We start from the raw sequence: 22,273 nt of genomic DNA, 5'->3' as shown, positions 1-22,273 counted from the left end.
CCGGACGCTCGCTCACGTGTGTGGGTGTTTGGCCGGACGCTCGCTCACCTATGCCGCCCATCCGGTCAACGCTCCTTCTGATATGACCCCAGGGTGGACATGTTCCTTGAACCTAGGTGAGCGAGGGTTTTGGAAAGGCGCGTTATAGGTGAGCGAGGGTTTCGGAAAAGGGCGCTAAAGGTGAGCGAGGGTTTTGGAAAAGGGCGCTAAAGGTGAGCGGGCGTCGCTTCTGAACACAGAACCGACGCCCGCTTAGACCCGACCTGACGCTTAGTGGACCAGCTCCTTGGCGCTGCCTGCCGCCGTCGTTCGCTGCAGCTTGGCGCCTTCAACGTCGACGTCGGGCAGGATCCTGGACAGCCACCGCGGCAGCCACCAGGCTTTATCGCCCAACAGGTACATCACGGCCGGAACGATGGTCATCCGCACAACGAATGCATCCACGAGCACGCCGAACGCCATGGCGAAACCGAGCGGCCGGACCATGGTCAGGTGGCTGAAGATGAAGCCGGCGAACACGCTGACCATGATGATGGCGGCGGCCGTAACGACGGCGGCGGCATGGCTGAAGCCGCTCCGGACGGCTTGCCTCGCGTTTTCGCCGTGCATGAACGATTCGCGCATGCCGGACGTGATGAACACCTGGTAGTCCATGGCCAAGCCGAACAGCACGCCAATCAGGATGATCGGCAGGAAGCTGAGCACGGCTCCGGGGTTGGGGACGTCGAACACGGTGCCCAGCCAACCCCACTGGTACACGGCCACTACGGCGCCGAACGCTGCCGCGAGCGAGAGCAGGAAGCCTCCCGTGGCTAGCAGCGGGACCACGATGGAACGGAACACCAGCAGGAGAAGGATCAGCGAGAGCCCGACGACGATCGCCAAGTATGGGGGCAACGCGGCGCCGAGCTTCGCGGAGACGTCGATGTTGCCGGCCGTCTGCCCCGTCAGCCCAATGGTGGCTCCGGTAGCCTGCTGGATTTCGGAACCCTTGGCGCGCAGTTCCGAGACCACCTGAACGGTACTGGCACTGGCGGGCCCATCCTTGGGGATGACCTGGAAAACGGCGGTGCGGTGATCTTGGCTGAGGGCTACCGGCACGGCTGCCACGACGTTGTCGACGCTGCGCAGCTTGTCCGCGACGTCGAACGGGTTGGTCTTCGCCTGGTCGTCGCTGAGTCCTGACGGGAACGTGCCGACAACCACGATGGGTCCGGTCATGCCCTCGCCGAAGCTCTGGCGGGTGAGGTCATAGGCCTTGAACGCTTGCGAATCGACCGGTTCCGAACCGCCGTCGGGCAATGCGAGGCGCAACTGGGAAGCCGGGAGGGCCAGCACCCCGAGGAGCACCACTCCGGCAAGCAGCGAGGCCACCGGGTGGCGGGTCACGAGGCCGCCCCAACCGCGGCTGCTCCGGCGCTGGTCCTGGGCGCGATCTGCCGAGGCGTGGTCCGGCTCTGCGTTGTGGCGCTCGGCTTTGGCCCAGGCCCGCTTGGAGATCAGCTTCCGGCCGACCAGCGAGAGGACTGCGGGGGTCAGTGTGAGGGAGACGACGACGGCGACTGCCACGGTCGCGGCGGCAGACAGGCCCATGACGGCGAGGAACGGAAGCCCCGGAACCACCAATGCGGCAAGGGCGATGACGACAGTGAGGCCGGCAAAAAGGACGGCGTTGCCTGAGGTGCCCGTGGCAAGTGCCACTGATTCTTCAGCATCCATCCCGGAAAGCAATTGCCCGCGGTGGCGGTTGACGATGAAGAGGGAGTAGTCAATCCCGACGGCGAGGCCCAGCATGAGGGCGAGCATCGGGGAAATGGAGCTCATGTCGATGACGCCGGTAAGGGCAAACGTTCCGCCGACGCCCACGGCCACGCCGATGATCGCCATGAGGAGGGGCAAGCCTGCGGCGACAAGCGTCCCAAGCATCACGATGAGGGCGATGGCCGCCACTGCGATGCCGATGATTTCCGAGACACCGAACAACTGTGAGACGTCCTCGGTGATTTCCTTGCTTGCCAGTGCTGTGACACCTGCTGACGAGACTCCGTGGACGATGTCCTGGACTTGTTGCCGGACGGCAGGGGTCAAGCCGTTAATGGAGGTCTTGAACTGGACCTGGGCGATCGCCGCCTTGCCGTCTGCGGAGACGAATCGCACGCCTTGGGATGCAGCGACCTGGCGCTTGGCCAGGGCAAGGGCGGCGGCACCATCAGCGGCTTGTTTCTGGCCTGCTTCAAGCTTTTGGCGTCCGGCCAGCAGCTCGGCCTTCTGTGGGGCAAGTTGGGCCTGGATCTGTGCGGCAGGCATACCCGCAGCGGTCATTTGCTGCTCTGCGGCCTTGATCTGGGCATCGCCATCATCGAGGGTTGCCCGCGCCTTGTCCAACTCAGCCTGCCCGGCGGCGGCTTTCTGTTCGCCGGCAGCAAGATCGGACGGTGCCTTGTCCAACGTGGCTTGAGTTGTGAAGGGATTGACAGTGGACTGCACATCCGGCAGTTTTTCCAGCTTGGAGAGGGCCGATGCAATGGCGTCCTTGCCGGCTTGGTTGAATCCGGCGTCGCCGGCTTCAAAGACGATCCCCGCGGAACCACCGGAGGAGGCCGGAAGTTCCTTCTTGAGTTTGTCCAGCATCTGCTGGGTCTCGGTGCCGGGGATCTGGAAGTTGTTGGACATGGTGCCGTGGAAGGCAGCTGCGGAGCCGCCGACGGCGACGAGCACGGCCAGCCAGAGGGAGATCACCAGCCAACGGTGACGGTAGGAGAACTTACCAAGACGGTAGAGCAGGAGTGCCATATCGGAACCGATCTGTCGGTGTGTGGTTATGCCGAGTGTTGGGGGTCAGCCGGGGGCTGAGTGGCGTGGGAGGCAGGGCTCTGGGACGCCGGGCCTTGGGGGGCGGATGCGGTGAAGCCTGAACCGAGCAGGCCGATGGCGTCGATCAAGTGCTGCCGCAGGCTCGCCAAGGATTCGGCGGAAAGATCCGGGCCGCATTGCTCGAACCAGACGCTCATGGCTGCCTTGCCGCACGAAATGATGGATCCGGCCAGGGCCCGCAAATAGAGCTCGTTGACATCAGGGCCGAGGCGACGGCGGGCGGCGTCGATGATCTGCGTGGTGCAGTGGTCCCAGGCTTCGAGTTCGGAACGTACCAGGGCGCGGTTGTCGTGCGTGAGGCTGAAGAGCTCGGCCATGGGGGAGACCGTCATGGGGTCAGCCAGCGCCATGAGGGCGGCCCGGGCGGAGTCGAGGATGGGTTCGTCGGAAGGGCGCAGGCGGAATTGTTCCAGGGCATGGTCCAGGAAGCCTTCAGTCACCGACGCCAAAGCGGCTTCGAGGCTGGGGAAGTAGTTGAAGAAAGTACGCCGGGATACGCCGGCCGCTTCCGCGATGTCTTCCACCGTGAAATTGCCAACGCCCCTGCTGCGCAACACGGCGAGGGCTGCGTCCGCGATCGCTTGGCGGGTGGCCACCTTGTTTTGTTCCCGGCGCGAAGGGATGGCGGTAGTTTCGGAAGTTGTCACTTATTTACACTAAGTGCAACTTTGCACCCTGAGCAAGTTAAATCTTGACTCACCAAATCCAAACGGCCGGCACGCTTATGCGTTGCCGGCCGTTGCTGACTGCCCTACTGCTGGAAAGGTTGCTGGGGAGAGTGCGGAGCGGGCTGCTGGTACTGTCCGGGCGCCGGCGGCGGCGTTTGTCCAGGAGGTGCTCCCGGCGTCGCGGGCTGTTGTGCTGATTGCTGACCTGCGGCACTGGTCAGGTAGATCGATTGGCCTGTGGCGCCGGGCTCGCCTTCACCCAGGGGAATGGCGAAGACCGCCGTGCCATAGGCGCAGACTTCGGTCCAGTTGCCGCCCATCTCGGACGTGTCGAAGCGCATGGCCACGATCGCGTTGGCACCACGCTGCTGCGCCTCGTTGACCATGCGGGCCATGACTTCCTGGCGGCTTTCATAGAGTGCCTTGGTCATTTCAGGGAGCTCGCCGCCGCCGAGGGAGCGGAAACCGGCCAACATCTGGGAGCCGATATCCCGTGAGCGGACGGTGAGGCCCATGACTTCGCCAAAGACGGCGTCGATCCTGTGGCCCGGAATCTTGTTTGAGGTGACTATCAGCATGGACAGAGCCTATCCAGAATTCGCCACTTCTCACCGTTAAAAAAGACGAATCCCCTGGGCATTCGCCGGGGATTCGTCCGTGCGATGGTGGTGAGCGATGGTGGCCAAGCCGATCACGAGGGCCGCGATGATCTGGACGCCGAAGGACGTTGCCCACTTGGGAAGCCGGGACGCAGTCTTTCCGGCGGAAGTCGAGGTGTTGGATGAATTGCTCACCGGAACAAACTAGTGCCATCTAGCTCGCATTTGTTGTCGTTATGAGCCCTCAAAACGACAACAAATGCGAGCCAGTTGGCTTAGCCCAGCAGCGCCCGGCGAAGCGTATCCAGCCCAACAGAGCCGATGTTCAGCGCCTCCGTGTGGAAGGACTTCAGGTCGAACCCGTCGCGGCGCTCGAGTTCGGCGCGGATCTCCTCCCACAGCCGCTGCCCCACCTTGTACGACGGAGCCTGCCCTGGCCAGCCGAGGTACCGGGTGAATTCGAACTGGAGCTGGCCCATGCTGATGGGAAGGTTGGCCTTGAGGAATTCGAAGCCCTTTTCCGAGGTCCATGTGCCGCTGCCCCAACGTTCCGGTACTTGCAGCTCAAGGTGGACGCCGATATCGAACACGACGCGGGCCGCACGCATGCGCTGCATGTCCAGCATGCCCATGTGGTCGCCCGGATCCTTGAGATAGCCGAGCTCCAGCATGAGCTTCTCGGCGTAGAGGGCCCAGCCTTCGCCGTGTCCGGAGACCCAGCAGACATTGCGCCGCCAGTTGTTGAGGAGCTCGCGGCGGTAGACGGCGGTGGCTACCTGGAGGTGATGGCCCGGCACCCCCTCGTGGAACACAGTGGTGGTTTCGGCCCAGGTGGTGAAGGTGTCTTCGCCTGCGGGGACGGACCACCACATGCGGCCGGGCCGGGAGAAATCGTCCGAGGGGCCGGTGTAGTAGATGCCGCCTTCGTCGGTGGGCGCGATGCGGCACTCGAGCGTCTTCATGATGTCCGGGATGTCGAAGTGGACATCGGCCAGTTCGGACACCGCGCGGTCGGAGAGCTCCTGCATCCAGGCCTTGAGTGCATCAGTGCCTTTGATCTGCCGGGCTCGATCGTTGTTGAGGATGGCTTTGGCCTCCTCGATGGAAGCGCCGGGCTTGATTTGCTCGGCCACTCGTTCCTGCTCGGAGATGAGCCTGTCGAGTTCCTGCACGCCCCAGTTGTACGTTTCCTCCAAGTCCACGGTTGCGCCGAGGAAGGAACGTGAGGCCAGGGCATAGCGCTCGCGGCCCACCGCGTCCTTTTCGGGAGCAAAGGGGAGAAGCTCCGCTTCGAGGAAGGCTGCCAGACGCGCGTATGCGGAACGCGCGACGGCGGCACCGGCGTCGAGCATTTCCTGCAGTTGTGCGGGCAGCGGCTGGCCGTCGATGGCGGCTTCGGAGGCTAGCTTTGCGAAGAAGCCGTCCTCGGCCGCGTACTTGCTGGTTTGTTCGATGACGATCTTGACTTGGCGGACGGCGGAGACCTTCCCTGCGTCCCTCGCGGAACGAAGTGACGCCATGTATCCGTCGATCGCTTTCGGGACACTGGCTGTGCGGCCCGCGATGTGCTCCCAGTGTTCGGCAGTATCGGTGGGCATGAGGTCGAAGATCGCACGGATGGTTTGGGCCGGGGATTCGATGTTGTTGAGGTCCGCGGCGTCCCAGCCGGTCTCATGGATCTCGAGCGCCAGGCCGAGCCGCTCGCGCATCGCGTCAAGGGTAACGACGTCGGAAGCGTCCGTGGGTTCGAGCGTGGCCAGTTCGTCGAGGGTATCGCGTGCTGCCTTGGCGAATGCAGCCGCGCCCGCGGGCGAGAAATCCTGGTATTCGGTTTCGTGTCCGGGCAGGCCGAGGGTGGTGGCGAGGCTCGGGTTCAATGCCAGAAGCGTGTCGGTGTACGCGTCAGCTACGGCGTCGATGGCGGTCTGGGAACGTACCGGAGTGGTGTTTTCAGTAGTCACCCCAAGAGCCTAACCGCGACAAGACTCTTGTGAAAGGGTTGTTGCACTCTTTGGCCAACCCAACTGGCTGGCATTTAATGTCGTTTTGAGCCTTCAAAACGACATTAAATGCGACCCAGTTGGGTCACCACGGAACTTAGCCCCGGCTGCGCTTCCAGGCGCCCGGCCCCGGCGTGGGGTCCAGGCGCAGTTGCTGCCGCCGCAACCAGTGCCGCGTGCTGGGCGGTGCGGTTTCGGCTTCCTGCGGCGCTTCGAGGGAGGCGACGACGGCGGCAAGCGCCGCGAGCTCTTCCGGCGTCGGGTTTCCCTTGACCACTGAAAGCAAGGGCTCGGCCGGTGCCGTGTCCGTGGTGTCTGGAAGGTTCTGTTCCGCGCTCACAGGGGGATGTTTCCGTGCTTTTTGGTGGGAAGGCTGGCGCGCTTGTCGCGAAGGGCGCGGAGGCCCTTGATGATTTGCAGGCGGGTCTCCGACGGCGCGATGACGGCATCCACGTAACCCAGTTCGGCTGCCTGGTAGGGGTTGAGGAGTTCTTCCTCGTACTGGCGGATGATCTCGGCACGCTTGTCTTCGACGTCGCCGCCGGCTTCGGCGACGGCGGCAAGATCGCGGCGGTAGAGGATGTTGACGGCACCCTGGGCGCCCATGACGCCGATCTGTGCCGTGGGCCAGGCCAGGTTGAGGTCGGCGCCGAGCTTCTTGGAACCCATCACGATGTACGCTCCGCCGTAGGCCTTGCGGGTGATGACCGTCAGCTTGGGCACGGTGGCTTCGGCGTAGGCGTAAAGCAGCTTGGCTCCGCGGCGGATGATGCCCTGGAATTCCTGGTCCTTGCCTGGCAGGAAGCCGGGGACGTCCACCAACGTGATGATGGGAACATTGAAGGCATCGCAGTGGCGGACAAAGCGGGCGGCCTTTTCCGAAGCGGAGATGTCCAGCGTGCCGGCGAACTGCATGGGCTGGTTGGCGACGATGCCAACGGTGTGGCCTTCAACGCGGCCGTAGCCGATGATCACGTTGGGGGCGTAGAGCGACTGCATTTCAAGGAAATGGGCGTCATCCACGATCTGTTCGATGACCTTGCGGATGTCGTAGGGCTGGTTGGCCGAGTCCGGGATGAGCGTGTCCAAGGCGAGGTCGTCGTCGTCGAGCTCTAGTTCTTGCTCGTGCTCCAGGACGGGGGCCTCGGACAGGTTGTTGGACGGCAGGAAGTCCAGGAGTTCGCGGACGAATTCGATCGCGTCGGCTTCGTCGCTGGCAAGGTACGTGGAGGTGCCGGTGGTGGCGTTGTGCTGGCGCGCCCCGCCGAGGGTTTCCATGTCCACGTCTTCGCCGGTGACGGTCTTGATGACGTCCGGGCCCGTGATGAACATGTGGGAGGTCTTGTCCACCATCACCACGTAGTCGGTGAGGGCGGGGGAGTAGGCCGCGCCGCCGGCGCAAGGGCCCATGATGAGGGAAATCTGGGGGACGACGCCGGAGGAGTGGACGTTGTTCCGGAAGATGTCGGCGAACATGGCAAGCGAGGCGACGCCTTCCTGGATGCGCGCCCCGCCGCCGTCGTTGATGCCTACCATCGGGCAGCCATTGCGGAGGGCGAATTCCTGGACCTTGACGATCTTCTCGCCGTTGACCTGGCTGAGGGAGCCGCCGTAGACGCTGAACTCCTGGCTGTAGATGGCGACCAGGCGGCCATCAACGGTGCCGTAGCCGGAGACGACTCCGTCACCCAGTGGCTTCTTCTTCTCCATGCCGAAAGCTGTGGAGCGGTGTACGGCCAACGCGTCGAACTCTACGAACGAGCCCTCGTCGAGGAGCATGTCGATGCGCTCGCGGGCTGTGTTCTTGCCGCGCGCATGCTGCTTCTCGATGGCTTCGGGGCCGGATGGTTGTTCTGCACGGGCCTGGCGGTCGCGGAAGTCGGCAATCTTTCCCGCTGTCGTTGTCAGATCGTGGCTCATCAAATGTCTCCGGCTCTGTAGCTGATTTACGCTGGCACTGCTTCGTTAGGCATGCGCTCTTAAGTAGCATCCGTACAAAGTGCGGGCCCTGTTGGCAAGTCTAATGACGCAAAAGCCACAGACCGCTGTAGAAACCCTACAATTTTCCGACTTCAAGTCGAGCATCAAGCAATGTTACTCGCCGGTAACATAGGTGGGCTACAGTGTCCTCATGACCTCAAGCAACGACGCTTCTGCAAACCCTGCCCTTCCCTATCAGGCACGTGGATCACTGAGGGGCCGCACCATCCTGATGTCCGGCGGTAGCCGAGGCATTGGCTTGGCAATCGCCACCCGCGCGGCCCGCGACGGCGCCAACATCGTCCTCATGGCCAAGACCGGAGAGCCCCACCCCAAGCTGGAGGGCACGGTCTTCACGGCTGCCGACCAGCTGGAAGCAGCCGGTGGCCAAGCGCTGCCGCTCGTCGGGGATGTCCGCAACGACGGCGACGTTGCCGCCGCAGTTGCCGCCGCCGTCGAGCGCTTCGGCGGGATCGACGTCGTGGTCAACAACGCCTCGGCGATTGACCTCTCCCGCACTGACGCGATTGACATGAAACGCTACGACCTCATGCAGGACATCAACGTCCGCGGCACCTTCCTGCTGTCCAAGCTCGCGCTTCCAGCCCTGCGGAAATCGACCAACGCCCACATCCTGACCCTTTCCCCGCCGCTGAACCTCGACCCGAAGTGGGCCGGCATGCACTTGGCGTACACCATGGCGAAATACGGCATGAGCCTCACCACGCTGGGTCTCGCCGAGGAACTCAAGAACGACGGCGTGGCGGTCAACTCGCTGTGGCCTTGCACGCTGATTGACACCGCCGCCATCCGAAACATGCCTGGCGGGGAACAGATCGTGCAAGCCGCCCGAGGCTCGGACATCATGGCCGACGCCGCCCACGCTGTGCTCACCGGTGCAAACCTGGGCGACGGTTCAACGAGCAAATCCGGCAACTTCTACACCGACGAACAGGTACTGAGGGCCGCGGGGGTCACGGACTTCAGGCCCTACAGCCTGGGTGCCCCGGAGGAGAAGCTCGTGGCCGACATCTTCCTCTGAGCGGACTTCTTCTTCCGGGACCAGCTTGGCTGGATAGGATTCTGTCTATGGACGTCGAACAGCCTGTAAGCAGCGAACCACGTGACCCGCGCTTGGGCCTGGACCGCGATGCCCTGCTTCATCCTGACTTCCTCGCGGCCGCTGGTATTTCGCAACTGAAGATTGTCGAGACCACAGGCTCCACCAATGCCGATCTGCTGCGTGCCGTCACCACGGAACCCAAGGAGTGGGCCGACCTCGCAGTCCTCACCGCAGAGCACCAGACAGCAGGGCGGGGCAGGCTCGACCGCCACTGGGAGTCTCCGGCCCGCTCGGCGATTTCCGTTTCGATCGTCCTGCGTCCCGTCAATGCCCAAGGCCTGCCCGTGGCGACCCAGAGCTACTCCTGGCTCTCCCTGCTGGGGGCGCTCGCCTTGCGGGAGACACTCCTGGAAACGGCTGGACTTCCCGCCGAGATCAAATGGCCCAACGATGTCCTGGTCCGGGGCAAGAAGATCGCCGGCATCCTGGCCCAGATGGGGCCGATGGGGGACGGATCGGTTCCCGCCGTGATCCTGGGAACCGGCCTCAACGTGACGCTCGGCGAGGATGAATTGCCTGTCCCCACGGCGACGTCCCTCCTGCTCGAGGGGGCAATCACCACGGACCGCACCGTCCTTCTCCGGAGCTACCTTTCCCGCTTCGCAGCCCTGTACCGCAGTTTCTGCAATGCCGACGGCGATCCCACTGCCGGACTGGCCGGCGGTTCGTCGCTGCACAAACGCGTGGAAGCCGTCATGGTCACCTTGGGACGCGAAGTGAAAGCTCATCTGCCGGGCGACCACGAATTGGTGGGGCATGCGTCCAGGTTGGATGAGTATGGTTCCCTTCTGGTGGTGGACCATAGCGGCCGCGAGCACGTGGTGACCGCCGGCGACGTCGTCCACCTGAGGGCTACAGAAAGCGGTTATGCGTAGAGAGCTCCTGCGTGGGGAGCAAGTCATCGTGATCACGCGGCAGCAGCCAAGGATGCTCTTTGGTCCCGTCCTGGCATTCATACTCGTCCCGGCTGCGGCGGCGTTCGCGTGTGCCTGGATAGTCAAGGGTGGACCGGGCAAGGTGCTTCCCCTCATCACGAGTGACTGGACCCAATGGCTGCTGGGCGCATGCCTGGCCATTGTGGCGATCGTGCTGCTTGGTTATAGCCTCCCCGCGTTCATCCGCTGGCGTGGCATTCGGTACATCCTGACCAGCGGACGGATAGTTGCCCGTTTCGGAATGCTTCGCCGGGGCGACTGGCAGGTGCCGCTGGCCGCAGTGCGCAGCGTGGGGATCAAACAATCGCTGCTCCAACGGATATTGCGCTCCGGGAATATATCCTTGGATACCGGGCACCCCGGTGACGCCGTCCTCGCGGATGTCCCGGAGGTCGGCAAATTCAGGAGTTTCATCCTGGAAGCCATGGCCGAGCTTCCGGCGAGTGTCAGGTTCGGTGACGGAGCCGGCGATTTTGATGGGCCTGGCGGTTACCCGAATGAAGCGTTGCCCTGGGATGTGAGAGAAGGTGGAAGAGATGAGCGTTGACGAGCAGGAGCCTGAGTACATGGACCACGAGCCCGACGCCGTGCCCGAACCTTCCGTGGACCCCGCACCTACGGGGGTCCTCCCCGTCGTGTCCCCGCCCACCGGGGCCCTGTCATCCGAGCGGCTGGCCATCAAGGCGCTTGAAAGCAGGCTACTGGGCGGCGAACGCAAACTCCGGCGACGTGAAGTGGCGGCCGGCGCAGGTGTCTCCCTGCTGTCCGCCCGCAAACTGTGGCGTGCCCTGGGTTTCCCCAACTTCGGAGACCAGGACGTAGCGTTCACTAAGCGCGACCTCGCCGCACTGTCCACCATTCTTGACCTTGTCCGTGCCGGAAAGCTCACCGAGGAAGCCGCCATTTCCGTGACCCGTGCCATCGGCCAGATGACTGACCGCATGGTGGTGTGGCAAGTCGAGGCACTGATCGAAGACATGGTGATGCAGCAAGGCATTCCCGACGCCGTTGCACGCAAACAGTTGGTCAATGAACTACCCAACCTCGTGGATGCCATGGAGGAGATCCTCCTGTACTCGTGGCGCCGCCAGATGAACGCCGGTGTGCAGCGCTTGGCCGTCCGCGCCGAAGCCGGCTTGCAGGCCAGCGAGGCGGGCCGCGAGGGCGATGAAGACGATGCCCCGCTGCCGCTGGCGCGCGCCGTGGGCTTTGCCGACCTTGTCTCCTATACGAGCCTCTCCCGCCGCATGAACGAGAAGACCCTGGCCCAGTTGGTCCAGCGCTTCGAGAACAAGTGCGCGGAGATCATTTCCATCGGCGGCGGACGCCTCGTGAAAACGGTCGGCGACGAAGTCCTCTACATTGCCGAGACGCCCACCGCGGGCGCTGAAATCTCCTTGGCGCTCGCCCAAGCCTTCACCGAAGACGAAATCCTGCCGGAAGCCCGCGTGGCCATGGTCTGGGGACGCATCCTTTCCAGGCTCGGCGACATTTACGGCCCTACCGTCAACCTGGCAGCCCGCCTCACCGCGTTGGCGGAACCGGGCACGGTCTTGGTTGATGAGATGACGGCGGCGGCCCTGGGCCAGGACGAACGTTTCGTCCTGGTTCCCCAGACCGCTGAAAACGTTCGCGGCTTCGGGGAAATCCTCCCCGTCCGGCTTGCACGCGGGCTTGGCAAAGGGCTGGTTCTCGACTGATGAATTCACAGTCCGCAGCGACCGCCCTTGAGCCAGGATTCACGCTGAGCTATGGCTACGGGACGGACCGTGGACTCATTCGGGAAATCAACGAAGATTCGCTCATTGCGGTGGATCCGGTCTTCGCGGTGGCTGACGGCATGGGCGGGCATGAGGCAGGCGAGATTGCCAGCGCATTATGCGTGCGTACACTTGCCAGCATGCCGCAATTGGCGGCGGGCGTCCGATCAGCGACGGCCGTCGCCCTGCAAGAATGTATCCTTGCCGCCGACTCCCAGATCCGCAAAGCCACGGGTGGGCGGGCCGGAACCACGCTGTCCGGAGTCGTCGTCGCCGAGCATATGGGCGTCCTTTATTGGCTAGTCATGAACATCGGTGACTCGCGGACTTATCGCCTGAGCCGGGGCGATTTCAGGCAGATCAGCGTGGACCATTCGGAAGTCCAGGAACTCGTCGACGCAGGCAGTATCACGCGTGAAGAGGCCACTGTGCATCCGCGCCGCCATGTGGTGACCCGGGCCCTAGGCACGGGCGGCGAAAACGACGCGGATTTCTGGTTGCTGCCCGTCCAGGAAGGGGACCGGATCCTGATCTGCTCGGACGGACTCACGGGGGAACTGAGCGACGAGCATATGTTCCGGATCCTGAGCACCGTGGAGCAGCCGCAGGAGGCGGTGGATGCCCTCATCCAGGAGGCGTTGCGCAGCGGCGGACGGGACAACGTCACCGCGATCGTGGTGGATGCCAGGATTACATAGAACGACGCCGGAGGTGCAGGTAATCGCTCAGCCCGGCAACGCTTTTGGGGGCGGAATTTGCGACACGCCCGGACTTTGTAGGAAGATTCCCGTCAATACCACCCCAACTCCGGGCGGCCTGCGTCGTCCTGCAGAGGTAAACATGACCCAACGCTCCTCCGCGCACTCTGGCGGCGCGACCCGTGCCGCTGTGCGACGCCCGTTTTCCGTTGTCCTCGCGGGCATTGCCATGGCCATGGTGATGTGCGCTTTCCCATTGCTTTCGGCCCACGCCGAGACCGTCGTGGCTCCCGGCCAGGGACAGGTTTTGCCCACGTCCCCAGCACCTGTACCAACTGAGCCCACGCCGACCCAGCCGAAGGTGGTGGATCCCACGCCCTCCAAGCCGCCCGTCGTCGCGCCGGCGCCCGCTCCGGTGACACCCGCACCCGCGCCGGCTCCCATGACGCAGGTGACCGTCGAACCGGAACCCAGCGTCGCGCCGTCGTCGGCCCCAGCGGTTTCCAGCTCTGCGACCCCATCGGCAAGCCCGACGACGGGCAGCGCCTCGCCGTCGGCGTCGTCCAATTGGGATACTCCTATCCAGGAGGGACTCAAGGCCACCCAGGCGGCTGCGGTCAGTGGCGCCAAGGGCCCGGGTTCGGACATGTTCGGCGTCATTGCAATCATGGGCGGTGTGGTTTTGGTGGCGGCAGGCGGCATAGCCTTCGCTCTGTGGAGCCGGAACCGGTTCTCCCACTGATTCCTGCTTGTCGTCCAGCGGCCTTATTTTGTCGCGGCTTTACGGCAAGATAGGTACGTGAGCACAGCAGAGAGCGAAACCGCAGTTCCGGCCGTATCCGTGCGGGAAGAGTACGAAAACCTGGCAGACCTCGTCCGCAAATACCGCTACGCGTACTACCAGGAAGACGCGCCGACGGTCTCGGATGCCGAGTTCGACTCCCTGTACCGCCGCCTTGAGGAACTCGAGGCACTGCACCCCGAGCTCGTCTCCAACGATTCCCCCACGCAGGAAGTGGGCGGCGAAGTGTCGGCCGCGTTCGCCGCCGTCGAGCACCTCCAGAGGATGTACAGCCTGGAGGATGTCTTCTCGCTGGACGAGCTCGAAGCGTGGGTCCGCAAGGCCGAGGCGTCGGTCGAGAAGCTGGGTACGACGGCTTCCCGCATTGCGTGGCTGACCGAGCTGAAGATCGACGGCCTGGCAGTGAACCTGCTCTACCGCGACGGCAAACTGGTTCGTGCCGCCACCCGCGGAGACGGCACCACGGGCGAGGACATCACCCACAACGTGCTGACCATCAAGGAGATCCCGCGCCAGCTCAGCGGCAGCGGATATCCCTCCGAGGTGGAAATCCGCGGGGAAGTCTTTATTCCGTCCAAGGCTTTCGCGGAGTTCAACGAGGCCCTGATCGAGGCCGGCAAGGCGCCGCTGGCCAATCCCCGCAATGCCGCGGCCGGTTCGTTGCGGCAGAAGGACCCCGCGGAAACAGCCAAGCGTCCGTTGCGGATGTTCGTCCACGGCATCGGGGCGCGCGAAGGCCTCGACTCCACCAGCCAGTCTGAAACGTACAAGCTGCTGGAGGAGTGGGGCCTGCCGGTCAGCCCGTACCTGAAGGTGCTGGACTCCTTCGAGGAGGTCTTGGACTTCATCAAGCACTTCGGTGAACATCGGCATGACCTCCTGCATGAGATCGACGGCATCGTGGTCAAGATCGACGACTTCGCCACGCAGCGTGCCCTCGGCTACACCTCCCGGGTGCCTCGTTGGGCCGTGGCCTACAAATACCCGCCGGAGGAAGTCCACACCAAGCTGCTGGACATCCAGGTCAACGTTGGCCGCACTGGCCGCGTGACGCCCTACGGGGTGATGGTGCCGGTCAAGGTTGCCGGCTCCACCGTGGAGATGGCCACCCTGCACAACCAAGATGTGGTCAAGGCCAAGGGCGTCATGATCGGCGACATCGTGGTGCTCCGCAAGGCCGGCGATGTTATTCCTGAGATTGTCGGTCCGGTCCTGGCGCTGCGGGATCAGCAGGATCCTCCAGTGCGCGAGTTCGTGATGCCGACCGAATGCCCGTCCTGCCACACGCCCCTGGCTCCGGCCAAGGAAGGGGACGTGGACATCCGCTGCCCCAACGCCAAGTCCTGCCCATCCCAGCTGCGCGAGCGTGTTTTCCACGTGGCGAGCCGCGGCGCCTTCGACATTGAGGCTTTGGGGTGGGAAGCAGCCATCGCGCTCACCCAGCCAGCGGAGCCGGAAACCCCGCCCCTCCGTAGCGAGGCGGCCTTGTTCAGCCTCAAAGCGGAGGACCTCGCCGAGGTACGCATCCAACGTGAGAAGCGCTCCAAGGGAGTAGGCACGGGAACCTTCGAACTGGTGCCCTACTTCTATTCCAAGGCCACTGCGAAGACCCCCTCGAAACCCACGGCCACCACGGACAAGCTGTTCAAGGAACTCGAGAAAGCCAAGACCCAACCCCTCTGGCGCGTCCTGGTTGCCCTGTCCATTCGGCACGTGGGTCCCACGGCTTCGCGGGCGCTGGCTACGGCCCTTGGGAGCATGGAAGCCATCCGGGCGGCGTCAGAAGAAGAGTTGGCCAATGTTGACGGTGTCGGCCCCACCATCGCCGCTGCACTCAAGGAATGGTTTGCCGTGGACTGGCACCAGGAAATCGTTGACAGCTGGGCAGCCGCCGGGGTTCGCATGGTTGACGAACGCGACGCCGGCGTCCAGCGGAACCTGGAGGGCCTCACCATCGTGGTGACGGGATCGCTGCCCACGCTGAGCCGCGACGAAGCCAAGGAAGCCATCATCATCAGGGGCGGCAAGGCCGCCGGTTCGGTATCCAAAAACACCAGCTACGTGGTTGCGGGCGAGAACGCCGGCTCCAAGCTGGACAAGGCCGAACAGCTCGGCATCCGCGTACTGGACGAGGACGGATTCAAGGCATTGCTCGACGGTGTGCTGGAACCTGCCGGCGGCGGGGAGACGGATGACGAATACGCAGAAGATTCAGCCCTTGCCGCGATGGAAAATGCCGCCGCAGCCGAAATGGCGTCCGCGTCGGACACGGAAGCTTCCGCATGACGGCCGACGTTTTGGAGCTTCTCGCCGTCGCCCGCGCAGCAGCTGAGGCAGGAGCGGAGGTGCTTGCCCGCCGGCCGGCCGGCAGCAACTCGGCGGGGAGTCTCGGCGTCGTCAACAAGGGCGACGCCGGCGACTGGGTGACCGCCTTCGACGTCGCAGCAGAGAACGCAGTGCGGGACGCCATTACCGCGGCCCGCCCGCACGACGCCATCACGGGCGAAGAACACGGGACCACACGGCCCGAGCAGCCCAGTGGCTACCGATGGTCCATCGACCCTCTGGACGGCACCACCAACTTCATCCGGAACATCGTCTACTACGCAACGTCCGTGGCCGTTGCTGATGCCGACGGCGTTTGGCTGGCCGGGGTAGTCAACGCCCCGGCACTGGGACGCATTTACTCGGCCGCACGCGGCCACGGAGCGTGGCTTGAGGAACGCGGCCAACGCACCCAGCTGAGCGGGCCGTTACTGGGCCGGACCGGGCTGATCGTGGCCTCCGGGTTCAGCTACGATCCCGCCACGAGGGCCGAGCAGTTCGCCGGACTTGGGACCCTCATGGAAGGCTTCGCCGATCTCCGCCGGCTCGGCTCCGCCGCGCTGGATCTCTGTCTCGTGGCCGATGGAACCCACGATGCCTTCGGGGAACGCGGGCTCAACGAACATGACTACGCGGCGGGTGCCCTGATTGCCGAGGAAGCCGGTTGCTGGGTCCGCCGCCCCCGGTTGACCAGCCCGCTGGACGGCGGACCCACGGACGCCGACCGTTTGGAGGCCTGGACTTGCGCTGGAACCTTGGAACTCTCGGGCAAGTTCCCGCTCTAGCTCCGGGCCCTGGCGAGCTTTTCCCAACGCTCGCTCACGTGTGTGGGGTATTCCCTGAACGCTCCTCCACTTTTGTGGGGTATTCCCTGAACGCTCACATGTATCTGAGCGAGCGTCTGGGGGGTGGGGCGCATATCTGCAGGAGCGCCGGGGGATTGGGGTGGGGCGCATATCTGCACGAGCGTCGGGGGATTGGGGTGGGGCGCATATCTGCAGGAGCGTCGGGGGATTGGGGTGGGGCGCATATCTGCAGGAGCGTCGGGGGATTGGGGTGGGGCGCATATCTGCACGAGCGTCGGGGGATTGGACGCCGCAACCGAAATCGAAACCCTGGTGATAGTTCCGTCACGGAAACGCCGCTTTGGCACCCGCAGCACCTCGGTCGCGACTACCATGGATCAGTGCATTCGCAGATTACTGTCCGCCCCGCCCTGCCCGAAGACTACGACGCCGTGGCCCGCATCACGATGGCCTCGTACGTGACCGCCGGTTACTACGGCAGCCCGGACCACCCGTATCTGCAGAAGCTCCGCGATGTGGCAGGCCGTGTCCGGCACGCGGATGTTTTCGTCGCCGAGCGCGACGGCCAAGTTATCGGCTCTGTCACCTCGGCCAAGGCAGGCGGCGACTTTTCGGACATCGGGTTCCCGGACGAACTCGAAATGCGCACTTTGGTGGTTGACCCCGAAATGCAGCGTTCCGGAGCCGGGCGGGCACTTGTGCAGGCAGTTGTTGACCAGGCACGGTCTATGGAAGGCATCAGAGCCGTTTCCCTCACCACGGGCGCCACGTGGGAAAGTGCCAACGCGCTCTACGCCAAGACCGGTTTCGAGCGCGAGCCCGAACGCGATTGGTTCGTGCCGGGGACCGACATAAAGCTGTTCGTTTACCGGCAGGATGTCCGCCAGCCATAAAGTTTCCTCGTAAACCCTGGCTATCGGGCCGGGTGCGGAAACTGAGAAAGGCGCGGCATGCGCAAGACATTCGGCACGGGTTCGGTCTGGGAACAGACCCTTGGATACTCACGTGCGGTCCAGGTGGACAACACCCTCTTCATTTCGGCCACGGCCGCGTCCGGGCCTGAAGGCATCGTGGGCGATGATTTCTACTCGCAGACCAAATACATCCTCGAAAAGCTGGGTGCGGTCCTGGCCGACGCTGGGTTCTCCTACGCGGACGTCGTACAGTCCAAGCTGTACCTGACGGACATCAGCAAGTGGGAAGAAGCAGGCCGTGCGCACGGCGAGGTCTTCGGCGAGATCCGCCCCACTCTCTCCCTGGTCCATGTCCTGCCGTTCCTCGACCCGGAAATGCTGGTCGAAATCGAACTGGTAGCCCAGAAGAGCGCCTAGGAAGCCCAGCCGACACAATCCTCACAGCAGTAGATGCCGTTATGACGCCTCGTAACGGCATCTACTGCGGGGGCCCACGCCGCCAGGGTTCCCTGGCCGAGCTTGCGAGGCGAGGGTGGCGGTGGGGACTACTTGGGTGAGGTTCGCGCGGGGACGCCGTAGCGATGTTCCGGGCGGCCGGTGGTGCCGTAACGCAACTGGATTTCGACGGCGCCGTCGTCGGCCAGCGAGGACAGGTACCGTTGCGCCGTGGCGCGTGAGACTCCCACTCGTTGCGCAACCTCTGCCGCGGAATATTGTTCCCCCGGCGCCAAGGACTCCAGCACGGACGCTTCCGTCGCTGAGCGCGGCTTTCCCGACGGCGCCACGTCGCCGGCGATGAGTGCCCGCTTGGCCCGTTCGATGGTCTCCTGGTCCACAGCGTGCTGCTGGCCGAGGATCCGCCGGTATCGGGCAAAGGAACGCAGTTGCTGTGACAGTGATTCGGCGGTGAACGGTTTCAACAGATAGGCCAGGGCCCCGCGGCGTAGGGCTGTCCTGATGGACACGGCGTCGGAAGCCGCGGTGAGCATCATGGCATCCACATCGAGTTGCCCCAGGAGGTCCAGGCCCGAACCGTCCGGCAGGTAGACATCCAGCAGCAGGAGGTCCGGCCGGAGACTGTGCACGGCCTGCAGCGCCCGAGCCGTGGACCCCACCGGAGCCAAGGCCAGGAAACCGGCCACGGAATCCACGTAGGCGGCGTGGAGCTTGGCGACGTGGAAGTCGTCATCCACAATCAACACCCTGAAGTCTTCGCTCATTCGTGTCCTTCCTTGGGTTCGGCTGCTGCCGGTGTTTCGGTTGCTTTGGTGGGTTCGGCTGGTGAGGTATCGCCGGGTGTGCCCGTAACCCCGGGCATGGTGGCCATGAAGACTGCGCCCGGGCCGCCGGGAGAGCCGGGCTCCAGGACGCGCACATCGCCTTCGCGACGCCGCACGAGCTGCCGGACCAATGCGAGTCCGAGTCCTTGCCCACCCGACTTGCCGATCCCTCCTTCGGTGGGCTCCGCCGTCGTGAATCCTTCCACGAACACCCTCTCGGGCTCGACATCGCCCAGACCGTCGCCGGAGTCCGCGACGACGATGTGCAGCGTGCCGCCGTCGGGCCCCGGTTCGTCGAGCAGCTCAAGCTCCACCCAGCGTTGCGTCGAAGAGCCGGCGACGGCGGCGTTGACGGCGTTGTCGATCAGGTTGCCTAGAACCGTGGTGACGTCTTGCGGCTCGGTGACGTGGCCCCGCACAAGGGTTTCGGGACCGATACGCAAGGCCACACCTCGCTCATCAGCCTCCACGCCTTTCGCGCCGACGAACGCCTGCAAATAAGGATCCTGCAGGAGCTCGGCTTGCTGCACAGGAAACTTCAGCGGCCCGGTGGCGGAGATCCTGGCTAGGTAGTCCTCAGCTTGGCCGTGTTGGCCGATGCTCATGAAGCCGGCGATCGTGTGGAGCTGGTTCGCGAACTCGTGGCGCTGGGCCCGTAGCGCGGCGGACATGGTGCCGACGGCGTCGAGCTGGCGCGTCAGCTGCTGCAGCTCGGTGCGGTCCCTGAGCATGACAACCCAGCCGAGATCCTCTTTGCGGTGCAGCGCCTTGCGGGCATTGGCAACAAGGACCCGGCCCCCGGCGACAATTTCCACGGCTTCGGCGTCGTGTGCCGACGGTTGGGTGAGAGCCTTCAGCTGTGCCGGGACTGCGGCTTTAGCCCAGTCGGTGCCTGTCCAGTCGGTGCCCGTGAGGACATGTCCATCGGTGGCGCCGGTTTTGGGAGGCGAGCCAGGCGTTTCCGGTCCTTCCGGCAGGCCCAGCAACCGCCTCGCCGCAGCATTGAAGACCGTGATGCGGCCATCGGCGGAAATGCCGATCACGCCGTCGTCCACACCCTGTAGCACGGCCACCTGGTCATGTACCAGCGTGCTGATTTCTTCGGGTTCGAGGCCCAGGGTAAGGCGTTGCAATCGGCGACGGAGGAGGAAGGAGGCGAGGACGCCGGCAACCAGGGAGCCCGCCGCGGTCAGGGCAATCGGGACAATGTCCTCGGCAAGGCTTTGGCCGAGAGTCTCCATGGAATAGCCCACGCTGACTTCGCCCACCACAGTCGTGGCGGAACCCGGCGCGAAGACCGGGACCTTGGCGCCCGCGGATGGTCCCAGGGTGCCGGTGTTCCGGGTGGTGACTTCCTTTCCGGACAGGGCATCCGAGGGATCCGTGCTGACCCGTTCGCCGAGCCGGACCAGGTCCGGGTGGGCCAGCCGCAAGCCGGTCTCGTCCGTGACGACGACGAACAAAGCACCCGTGCGGCTCCTGGCAGCCTCGGCGGCTTCCTGGATGGGGCCGGTCGCAAGCACCGCAGGAGGCGGGGTTCCCGGCTCGTTACTGATGGCTTGGACCTGGGATCGGATCACGGGATCCGAGGCCACAGTGCGCGCCAAAGTCAGCGCCTGGTTCTCCGCCTCCGTGCCGATCCGCCCGTAGACGAGCCACGCATGGACGGTGCCGCTTAGCAGCACCACCAAGAGGACGACGCCGAGCTGCAGGAGCAGGGTCTGCGTCGAGAACCGCAGGGCAAACCTGGGCATCCTGCCTCCTTCCGGCGGGGACTGGCCGGCTGGAGCGGGGCAGCAGCGGCGCTGTACGTCTAGGTCTACCTCTCCATTGAAGCATTGAGCACAATGAGCAAAATGCTCTCAATCAGCAGTATGTCCATCAAATCCCACAAACGCCTGGCTATGAGCGTCGCCACTATACGTTCTGTATCGCGCATCACATCGACGTGATGCCGTTCACTGTAGTAAGGAGCCGGCTGTGCTGGTATTGCTTGGATTCGCAATGATTGCGGTGTTCATGGTCCTGATCATGACAAAGAAGTTGACGCCAGTTCTGGCGCTGATCATCGTTCCCACCATCTTCGGTTTGTTTGCCGGTGCCGGTCTTGGCATCGGAAGCATGGTGATGGAATCGATGAAGTCCATGACATCCACGGCCGCACTCCTGATGTTCGCGATCGTGTACTTCGGACTCATGATCGACGTCGGACTCTTCGACCCACTGGTTAAGTTCATCCTCCGCAAGCTGGGCAACGACCCCGCAAAGGTGGTCCTGGGCACCGCCATTCTTGCTGCCGCGGTATCGCTCGACGGCGACGGCTCCACCACCTTCATCCTGACCACCGCGGCTATGCTGCCCGTCTACCTCCGCTTGAAGATGAGCCCCGTAGTCCTGACCTGTGTTGCCGGCCTAGCCAATGGCACCATGAACATCCTGCCCTGGGGTGGCCCCACAGCCCGCGCAGCCACTGCCCTCAAGATCGACGTCAACGACGTGTTTGTTCCGATGGTCCCATCCCTCATCGCGGGCCTCGTCGTGGTCTTCGTGTTCTCCTGGCTCTTGGGCCTGCAGGAACGCAACCGCCTCCGCGCCACCGCTCCCGAGATCTGGGGCGACGTCGCCAACGCAGGGGACGTGTTCGACGGCGGCACGCGCCGCGGCGGTACCGGCACCGGATCATCGGGCCGCGGTTCCAACTCGACCCCCACCGCAACTAAGCCTGGCACCGGCGGAGGCGCCGCCGTCGGACTCCTGGAAAGCACCGAAACCCTCGTGGACCTCGCCGATACCGGCTTGACCGACACCGCCCTCGATCCCAACCGCAAGACCCTGCGCCCCAAGCTCTTCTGGTTCAACCTCGGCCTCACCGTCGCCGTGATGGTCATGCTCGTGGCCAACCTGGTGCCGCTGCCCTACGTCTTCATGGTGGGCTCTGCCATCGCCCTGTTGGTGAACTTCCCCAAGGTCAAGGAACAAGGCGCACAGTTGGTGGCCCACGCACCGTCCATTGTTGCCGTGGTCAGCATGGTCATGGCGGCGGCCGTCCTCACGGGTGTCCTCAACGGCACCGGCATGGTCAAGGAAATGTCCGCGTGGCTGGTCCACATCATCCCTGCCGAGATGGGTCCGTTCATGGCCGTCATCACCGGCCTGCTCAGCATTCCGATGACGTTCTTCATGAGCAATGACGCCTTCTACTTCGGCGTCCTCCCGGTCCTGAGCGAAACCGCCGCGCACTACGGCATCAGCGGCGCAGAAATGGCGCGGGCCTCCATTACCGGCCAGCCCTTCCACCTGCAGAGCCCCCTGGTCCCCGCGATCCTGCTCCTCGTCTCCCTGGCCAAGGTAGAACTCGGGGACCACCACAAGAAGGTCCTGTGGCGCACAGCCGTCATTTCGATCGTCATGCTCGCAGTAGGCATGCTGACAGGAGCCATCGGCATCGGGTAACAAACCAATCAGCAACGCGGGGTCACTTACGGCCCATTCCGGACCTCCGGATGGGC

Annotated in this window: 20 protein-coding genes; 11 read left to right on the top strand and 9 right to left on the bottom strand. The window is 64.2% G+C overall.

Going from position 1 to position 22,273, the window contains the following annotated elements; translation table 11 throughout:
- Window positions 1-270: 270 nt before the first annotated feature.
- The 7 genes from AC3ANQ_RS16230 to AC3ANQ_RS16200 all read right to left on the bottom strand — a co-directional run bounded on the left by AC3ANQ_RS16230 (window position 271) and on the right by AC3ANQ_RS16200 (window position 8,061).
- Window positions 271-2,793 carry an MMPL family transporter gene (locus tag AC3ANQ_RS16230; protein ID WP_488301985.1) on the bottom strand — a complete coding sequence of 841 codons (2,523 nt, stop codon included), beginning with the start codon at window positions 2,791-2,793 and terminating at the stop codon, window positions 271-273.
- Window positions 2,794-2,819: 26 nt separating this feature from the next.
- Window positions 2,820-3,521: a TetR family transcriptional regulator gene (locus AC3ANQ_RS16225; protein WP_488301984.1), complete on the bottom strand. Its 702-nt coding sequence runs from the start codon at window positions 3,519-3,521 to the stop codon at window positions 2,820-2,822.
- 104 nt (window positions 3,522-3,625) lie between these two features.
- Window positions 3,626-4,120, bottom strand: a complete 495-nt coding sequence (locus AC3ANQ_RS16220) for a YbjQ family protein (RefSeq protein ID WP_488301983.1) — start codon at window positions 4,118-4,120, stop codon at window positions 3,626-3,628.
- A 36-nt stretch (window positions 4,121-4,156) separates the two neighbouring features.
- Window positions 4,157-4,336: a hypothetical protein gene (locus AC3ANQ_RS16215; RefSeq protein WP_488301982.1), complete on the bottom strand. Its 180-nt coding sequence runs from the start codon at window positions 4,334-4,336 to the stop codon at window positions 4,157-4,159.
- Between the two features lie 80 nt (window positions 4,337-4,416).
- Window positions 4,417-6,102, bottom strand: coding sequence for a DUF885 domain-containing protein (locus AC3ANQ_RS16210; protein WP_488301981.1), 1,686 nt, complete (start codon window positions 6,100-6,102; stop codon window positions 4,417-4,419).
- 136 nt (window positions 6,103-6,238) lie between these two features.
- Window positions 6,239-6,481: an acyl-CoA carboxylase epsilon subunit gene (locus tag AC3ANQ_RS16205; RefSeq protein WP_488301980.1), complete on the bottom strand. Its 243-nt coding sequence runs from the start codon at window positions 6,479-6,481 to the stop codon at window positions 6,239-6,241.
- Window positions 6,478-8,061, bottom strand: a complete 1,584-nt coding sequence (locus tag AC3ANQ_RS16200) for an acyl-CoA carboxylase subunit beta (protein ID WP_488301979.1) — start codon at window positions 8,059-8,061, stop codon at window positions 6,478-6,480. The genes AC3ANQ_RS16205 and AC3ANQ_RS16200 overlap by 4 nt, the downstream gene beginning before the upstream one ends.
- 211 nt (window positions 8,062-8,272) lie before the next feature.
- On the opposite strand from AC3ANQ_RS16200, the gene AC3ANQ_RS16195 reads away from it, so the two are divergent.
- The 10 genes from AC3ANQ_RS16195 (at window position 8,273) to AC3ANQ_RS16150 (ending at window position 17,901) form a co-directional block, all read left to right on the top strand.
- Window positions 8,273-9,163 carry an SDR family oxidoreductase gene (locus AC3ANQ_RS16195; RefSeq protein WP_488301978.1) on the top strand — a complete coding sequence of 297 codons (891 nt, stop codon included), beginning with the start codon at window positions 8,273-8,275 and terminating at the stop codon, window positions 9,161-9,163.
- Between the two features lie 47 nt (window positions 9,164-9,210).
- A complete protein-coding gene (locus AC3ANQ_RS16190) occupies window positions 9,211-10,119 on the top strand; it encodes a biotin--[acetyl-CoA-carboxylase] ligase (protein ID WP_488301977.1) in 909 nt (302 codons plus the stop codon).
- Window positions 10,112-10,726 carry a PH domain-containing protein gene (locus AC3ANQ_RS16185; protein WP_488301976.1) on the top strand — a complete coding sequence of 205 codons (615 nt, stop codon included), beginning with the start codon at window positions 10,112-10,114 and terminating at the stop codon, window positions 10,724-10,726. The genes AC3ANQ_RS16190 and AC3ANQ_RS16185 overlap by 8 nt, the downstream gene beginning before the upstream one ends.
- The gene (locus AC3ANQ_RS16180; RefSeq protein WP_488301975.1) at window positions 10,716-11,879 is read left to right on the top strand and encodes an adenylate/guanylate cyclase domain-containing protein; all 1,164 of its coding nucleotides are present in this window, start codon (window positions 10,716-10,718) and stop codon (window positions 11,877-11,879) included. Before AC3ANQ_RS16185 ends, AC3ANQ_RS16180 begins: the two co-directional genes overlap by 11 nt.
- Window positions 11,879-12,637, top strand: coding sequence for a PP2C family protein-serine/threonine phosphatase (locus tag AC3ANQ_RS16175; protein WP_488301974.1), 759 nt, complete (start codon window positions 11,879-11,881; stop codon window positions 12,635-12,637). Before AC3ANQ_RS16180 ends, AC3ANQ_RS16175 begins: the two co-directional genes overlap by 1 nt.
- Before the next feature lie 142 nt (window positions 12,638-12,779).
- Window positions 12,780-13,379 (top strand): hypothetical protein, encoded by a 600-nt coding sequence (locus AC3ANQ_RS16170; RefSeq protein WP_488301973.1) that lies wholly within the window; start codon window positions 12,780-12,782, stop codon window positions 13,377-13,379.
- Between the two features lie 57 nt (window positions 13,380-13,436).
- A complete protein-coding gene (ligA, locus tag AC3ANQ_RS16165) occupies window positions 13,437-15,725 on the top strand; it encodes an NAD-dependent DNA ligase LigA (protein WP_488301972.1) in 2,289 nt (762 codons plus the stop codon).
- Entirely contained in the window at window positions 15,722-16,549 is an 828-nt protein-coding gene (locus AC3ANQ_RS16160; RefSeq protein WP_488301971.1) for an inositol monophosphatase family protein, read from the top strand. The genes ligA and AC3ANQ_RS16160 overlap by 4 nt, the downstream gene beginning before the upstream one ends.
- 401 nt (window positions 16,550-16,950) lie before the next feature.
- Window positions 16,951-17,463 (top strand): GNAT family N-acetyltransferase, encoded by a 513-nt coding sequence (locus tag AC3ANQ_RS16155; protein WP_488301970.1) that lies wholly within the window; start codon window positions 16,951-16,953, stop codon window positions 17,461-17,463.
- A 57-nt stretch (window positions 17,464-17,520) separates the two neighbouring features.
- Entirely contained in the window at window positions 17,521-17,901 is a 381-nt protein-coding gene (locus AC3ANQ_RS16150) for a RidA family protein (protein WP_488301969.1), read from the top strand.
- A gap of 128 nt (window positions 17,902-18,029) precedes the next feature.
- Here the strand turns inward: AC3ANQ_RS16150 and AC3ANQ_RS16145 are convergent, their stop codons facing one another.
- Window positions 18,030-18,704 carry a response regulator gene (locus tag AC3ANQ_RS16145; protein ID WP_488301968.1) on the bottom strand — a complete coding sequence of 225 codons (675 nt, stop codon included), beginning with the start codon at window positions 18,702-18,704 and terminating at the stop codon, window positions 18,030-18,032.
- Window positions 18,701-20,518, bottom strand: coding sequence for a sensor histidine kinase (locus AC3ANQ_RS16140; RefSeq protein ID WP_488301967.1), 1,818 nt, complete (start codon window positions 20,516-20,518; stop codon window positions 18,701-18,703). The genes AC3ANQ_RS16145 and AC3ANQ_RS16140 overlap by 4 nt, the downstream gene beginning before the upstream one ends.
- 226 nt (window positions 20,519-20,744) lie before the next feature.
- Between AC3ANQ_RS16140 and AC3ANQ_RS16135 the strand changes: the two genes are divergently transcribed.
- Window positions 20,745-22,217, top strand: coding sequence for a CitMHS family transporter (locus AC3ANQ_RS16135; protein ID WP_488301966.1), 1,473 nt, complete (start codon window positions 20,745-20,747; stop codon window positions 22,215-22,217).
- Window positions 22,218-22,273 lie beyond the last annotated feature (56 nt).

It is taken from the genome of Arthrobacter sp. DMZ02-1R (assembly GCF_057747935.1).
Note: the sequence above shows the minus strand (reverse complement) of the source record. Positions and strands in the feature narration are given on the sequence as shown.

Excerpts from the sequence above, each read along its gene's own strand:
- AC3ANQ_RS16175 (WP_488301974.1), top strand. The coding sequence starts at position 11,879 with ATGAATTCACAGTCCGCAGCGACCGCCCTTGAGCCAGGATTCACGCTG.
- AC3ANQ_RS16190 (WP_488301977.1), top strand. The coding sequence starts at position 9,211 with ATGGACGTCGAACAGCCTGTAAGCAGCGAACCACGTGACCCGCGCTTG.
- AC3ANQ_RS16145 (WP_488301968.1), bottom strand. The coding sequence starts at position 18,704 with ATGAGCGAAGACTTCAGGGTGTTGATTGTGGATGACGACTTCCACGTC.
- AC3ANQ_RS16170 (WP_488301973.1), top strand. The coding sequence starts at position 12,780 with ATGACCCAACGCTCCTCCGCGCACTCTGGCGGCGCGACCCGTGCCGCT.
- AC3ANQ_RS16230 (WP_488301985.1), bottom strand. The coding sequence starts at position 2,793 with ATGGCACTCCTGCTCTACCGTCTTGGTAAGTTCTCCTACCGTCACCGT.
- AC3ANQ_RS16220 (WP_488301983.1), bottom strand. The coding sequence starts at position 4,120 with ATGCTGATAGTCACCTCAAACAAGATTCCGGGCCACAGGATCGACGCC.
- AC3ANQ_RS16185 (WP_488301976.1), top strand. The coding sequence starts at position 10,112 with ATGCGTAGAGAGCTCCTGCGTGGGGAGCAAGTCATCGTGATCACGCGG.
- AC3ANQ_RS16150 (WP_488301969.1), top strand. The coding sequence starts at position 17,521 with ATGCGCAAGACATTCGGCACGGGTTCGGTCTGGGAACAGACCCTTGGA.
- AC3ANQ_RS16140 (WP_488301967.1), bottom strand. The coding sequence starts at position 20,518 with ATGCCCAGGTTTGCCCTGCGGTTCTCGACGCAGACCCTGCTCCTGCAG.
- AC3ANQ_RS16195 (WP_488301978.1), top strand. The coding sequence starts at position 8,273 with ATGACCTCAAGCAACGACGCTTCTGCAAACCCTGCCCTTCCCTATCAG.
- AC3ANQ_RS16160 (WP_488301971.1), top strand. The coding sequence starts at position 15,722 with ATGACGGCCGACGTTTTGGAGCTTCTCGCCGTCGCCCGCGCAGCAGCT.
- AC3ANQ_RS16180 (WP_488301975.1), top strand. The coding sequence starts at position 10,716 with ATGAGCGTTGACGAGCAGGAGCCTGAGTACATGGACCACGAGCCCGAC.
- AC3ANQ_RS16200 (WP_488301979.1), bottom strand. The coding sequence starts at position 8,061 with ATGAGCCACGATCTGACAACGACAGCGGGAAAGATTGCCGACTTCCGC.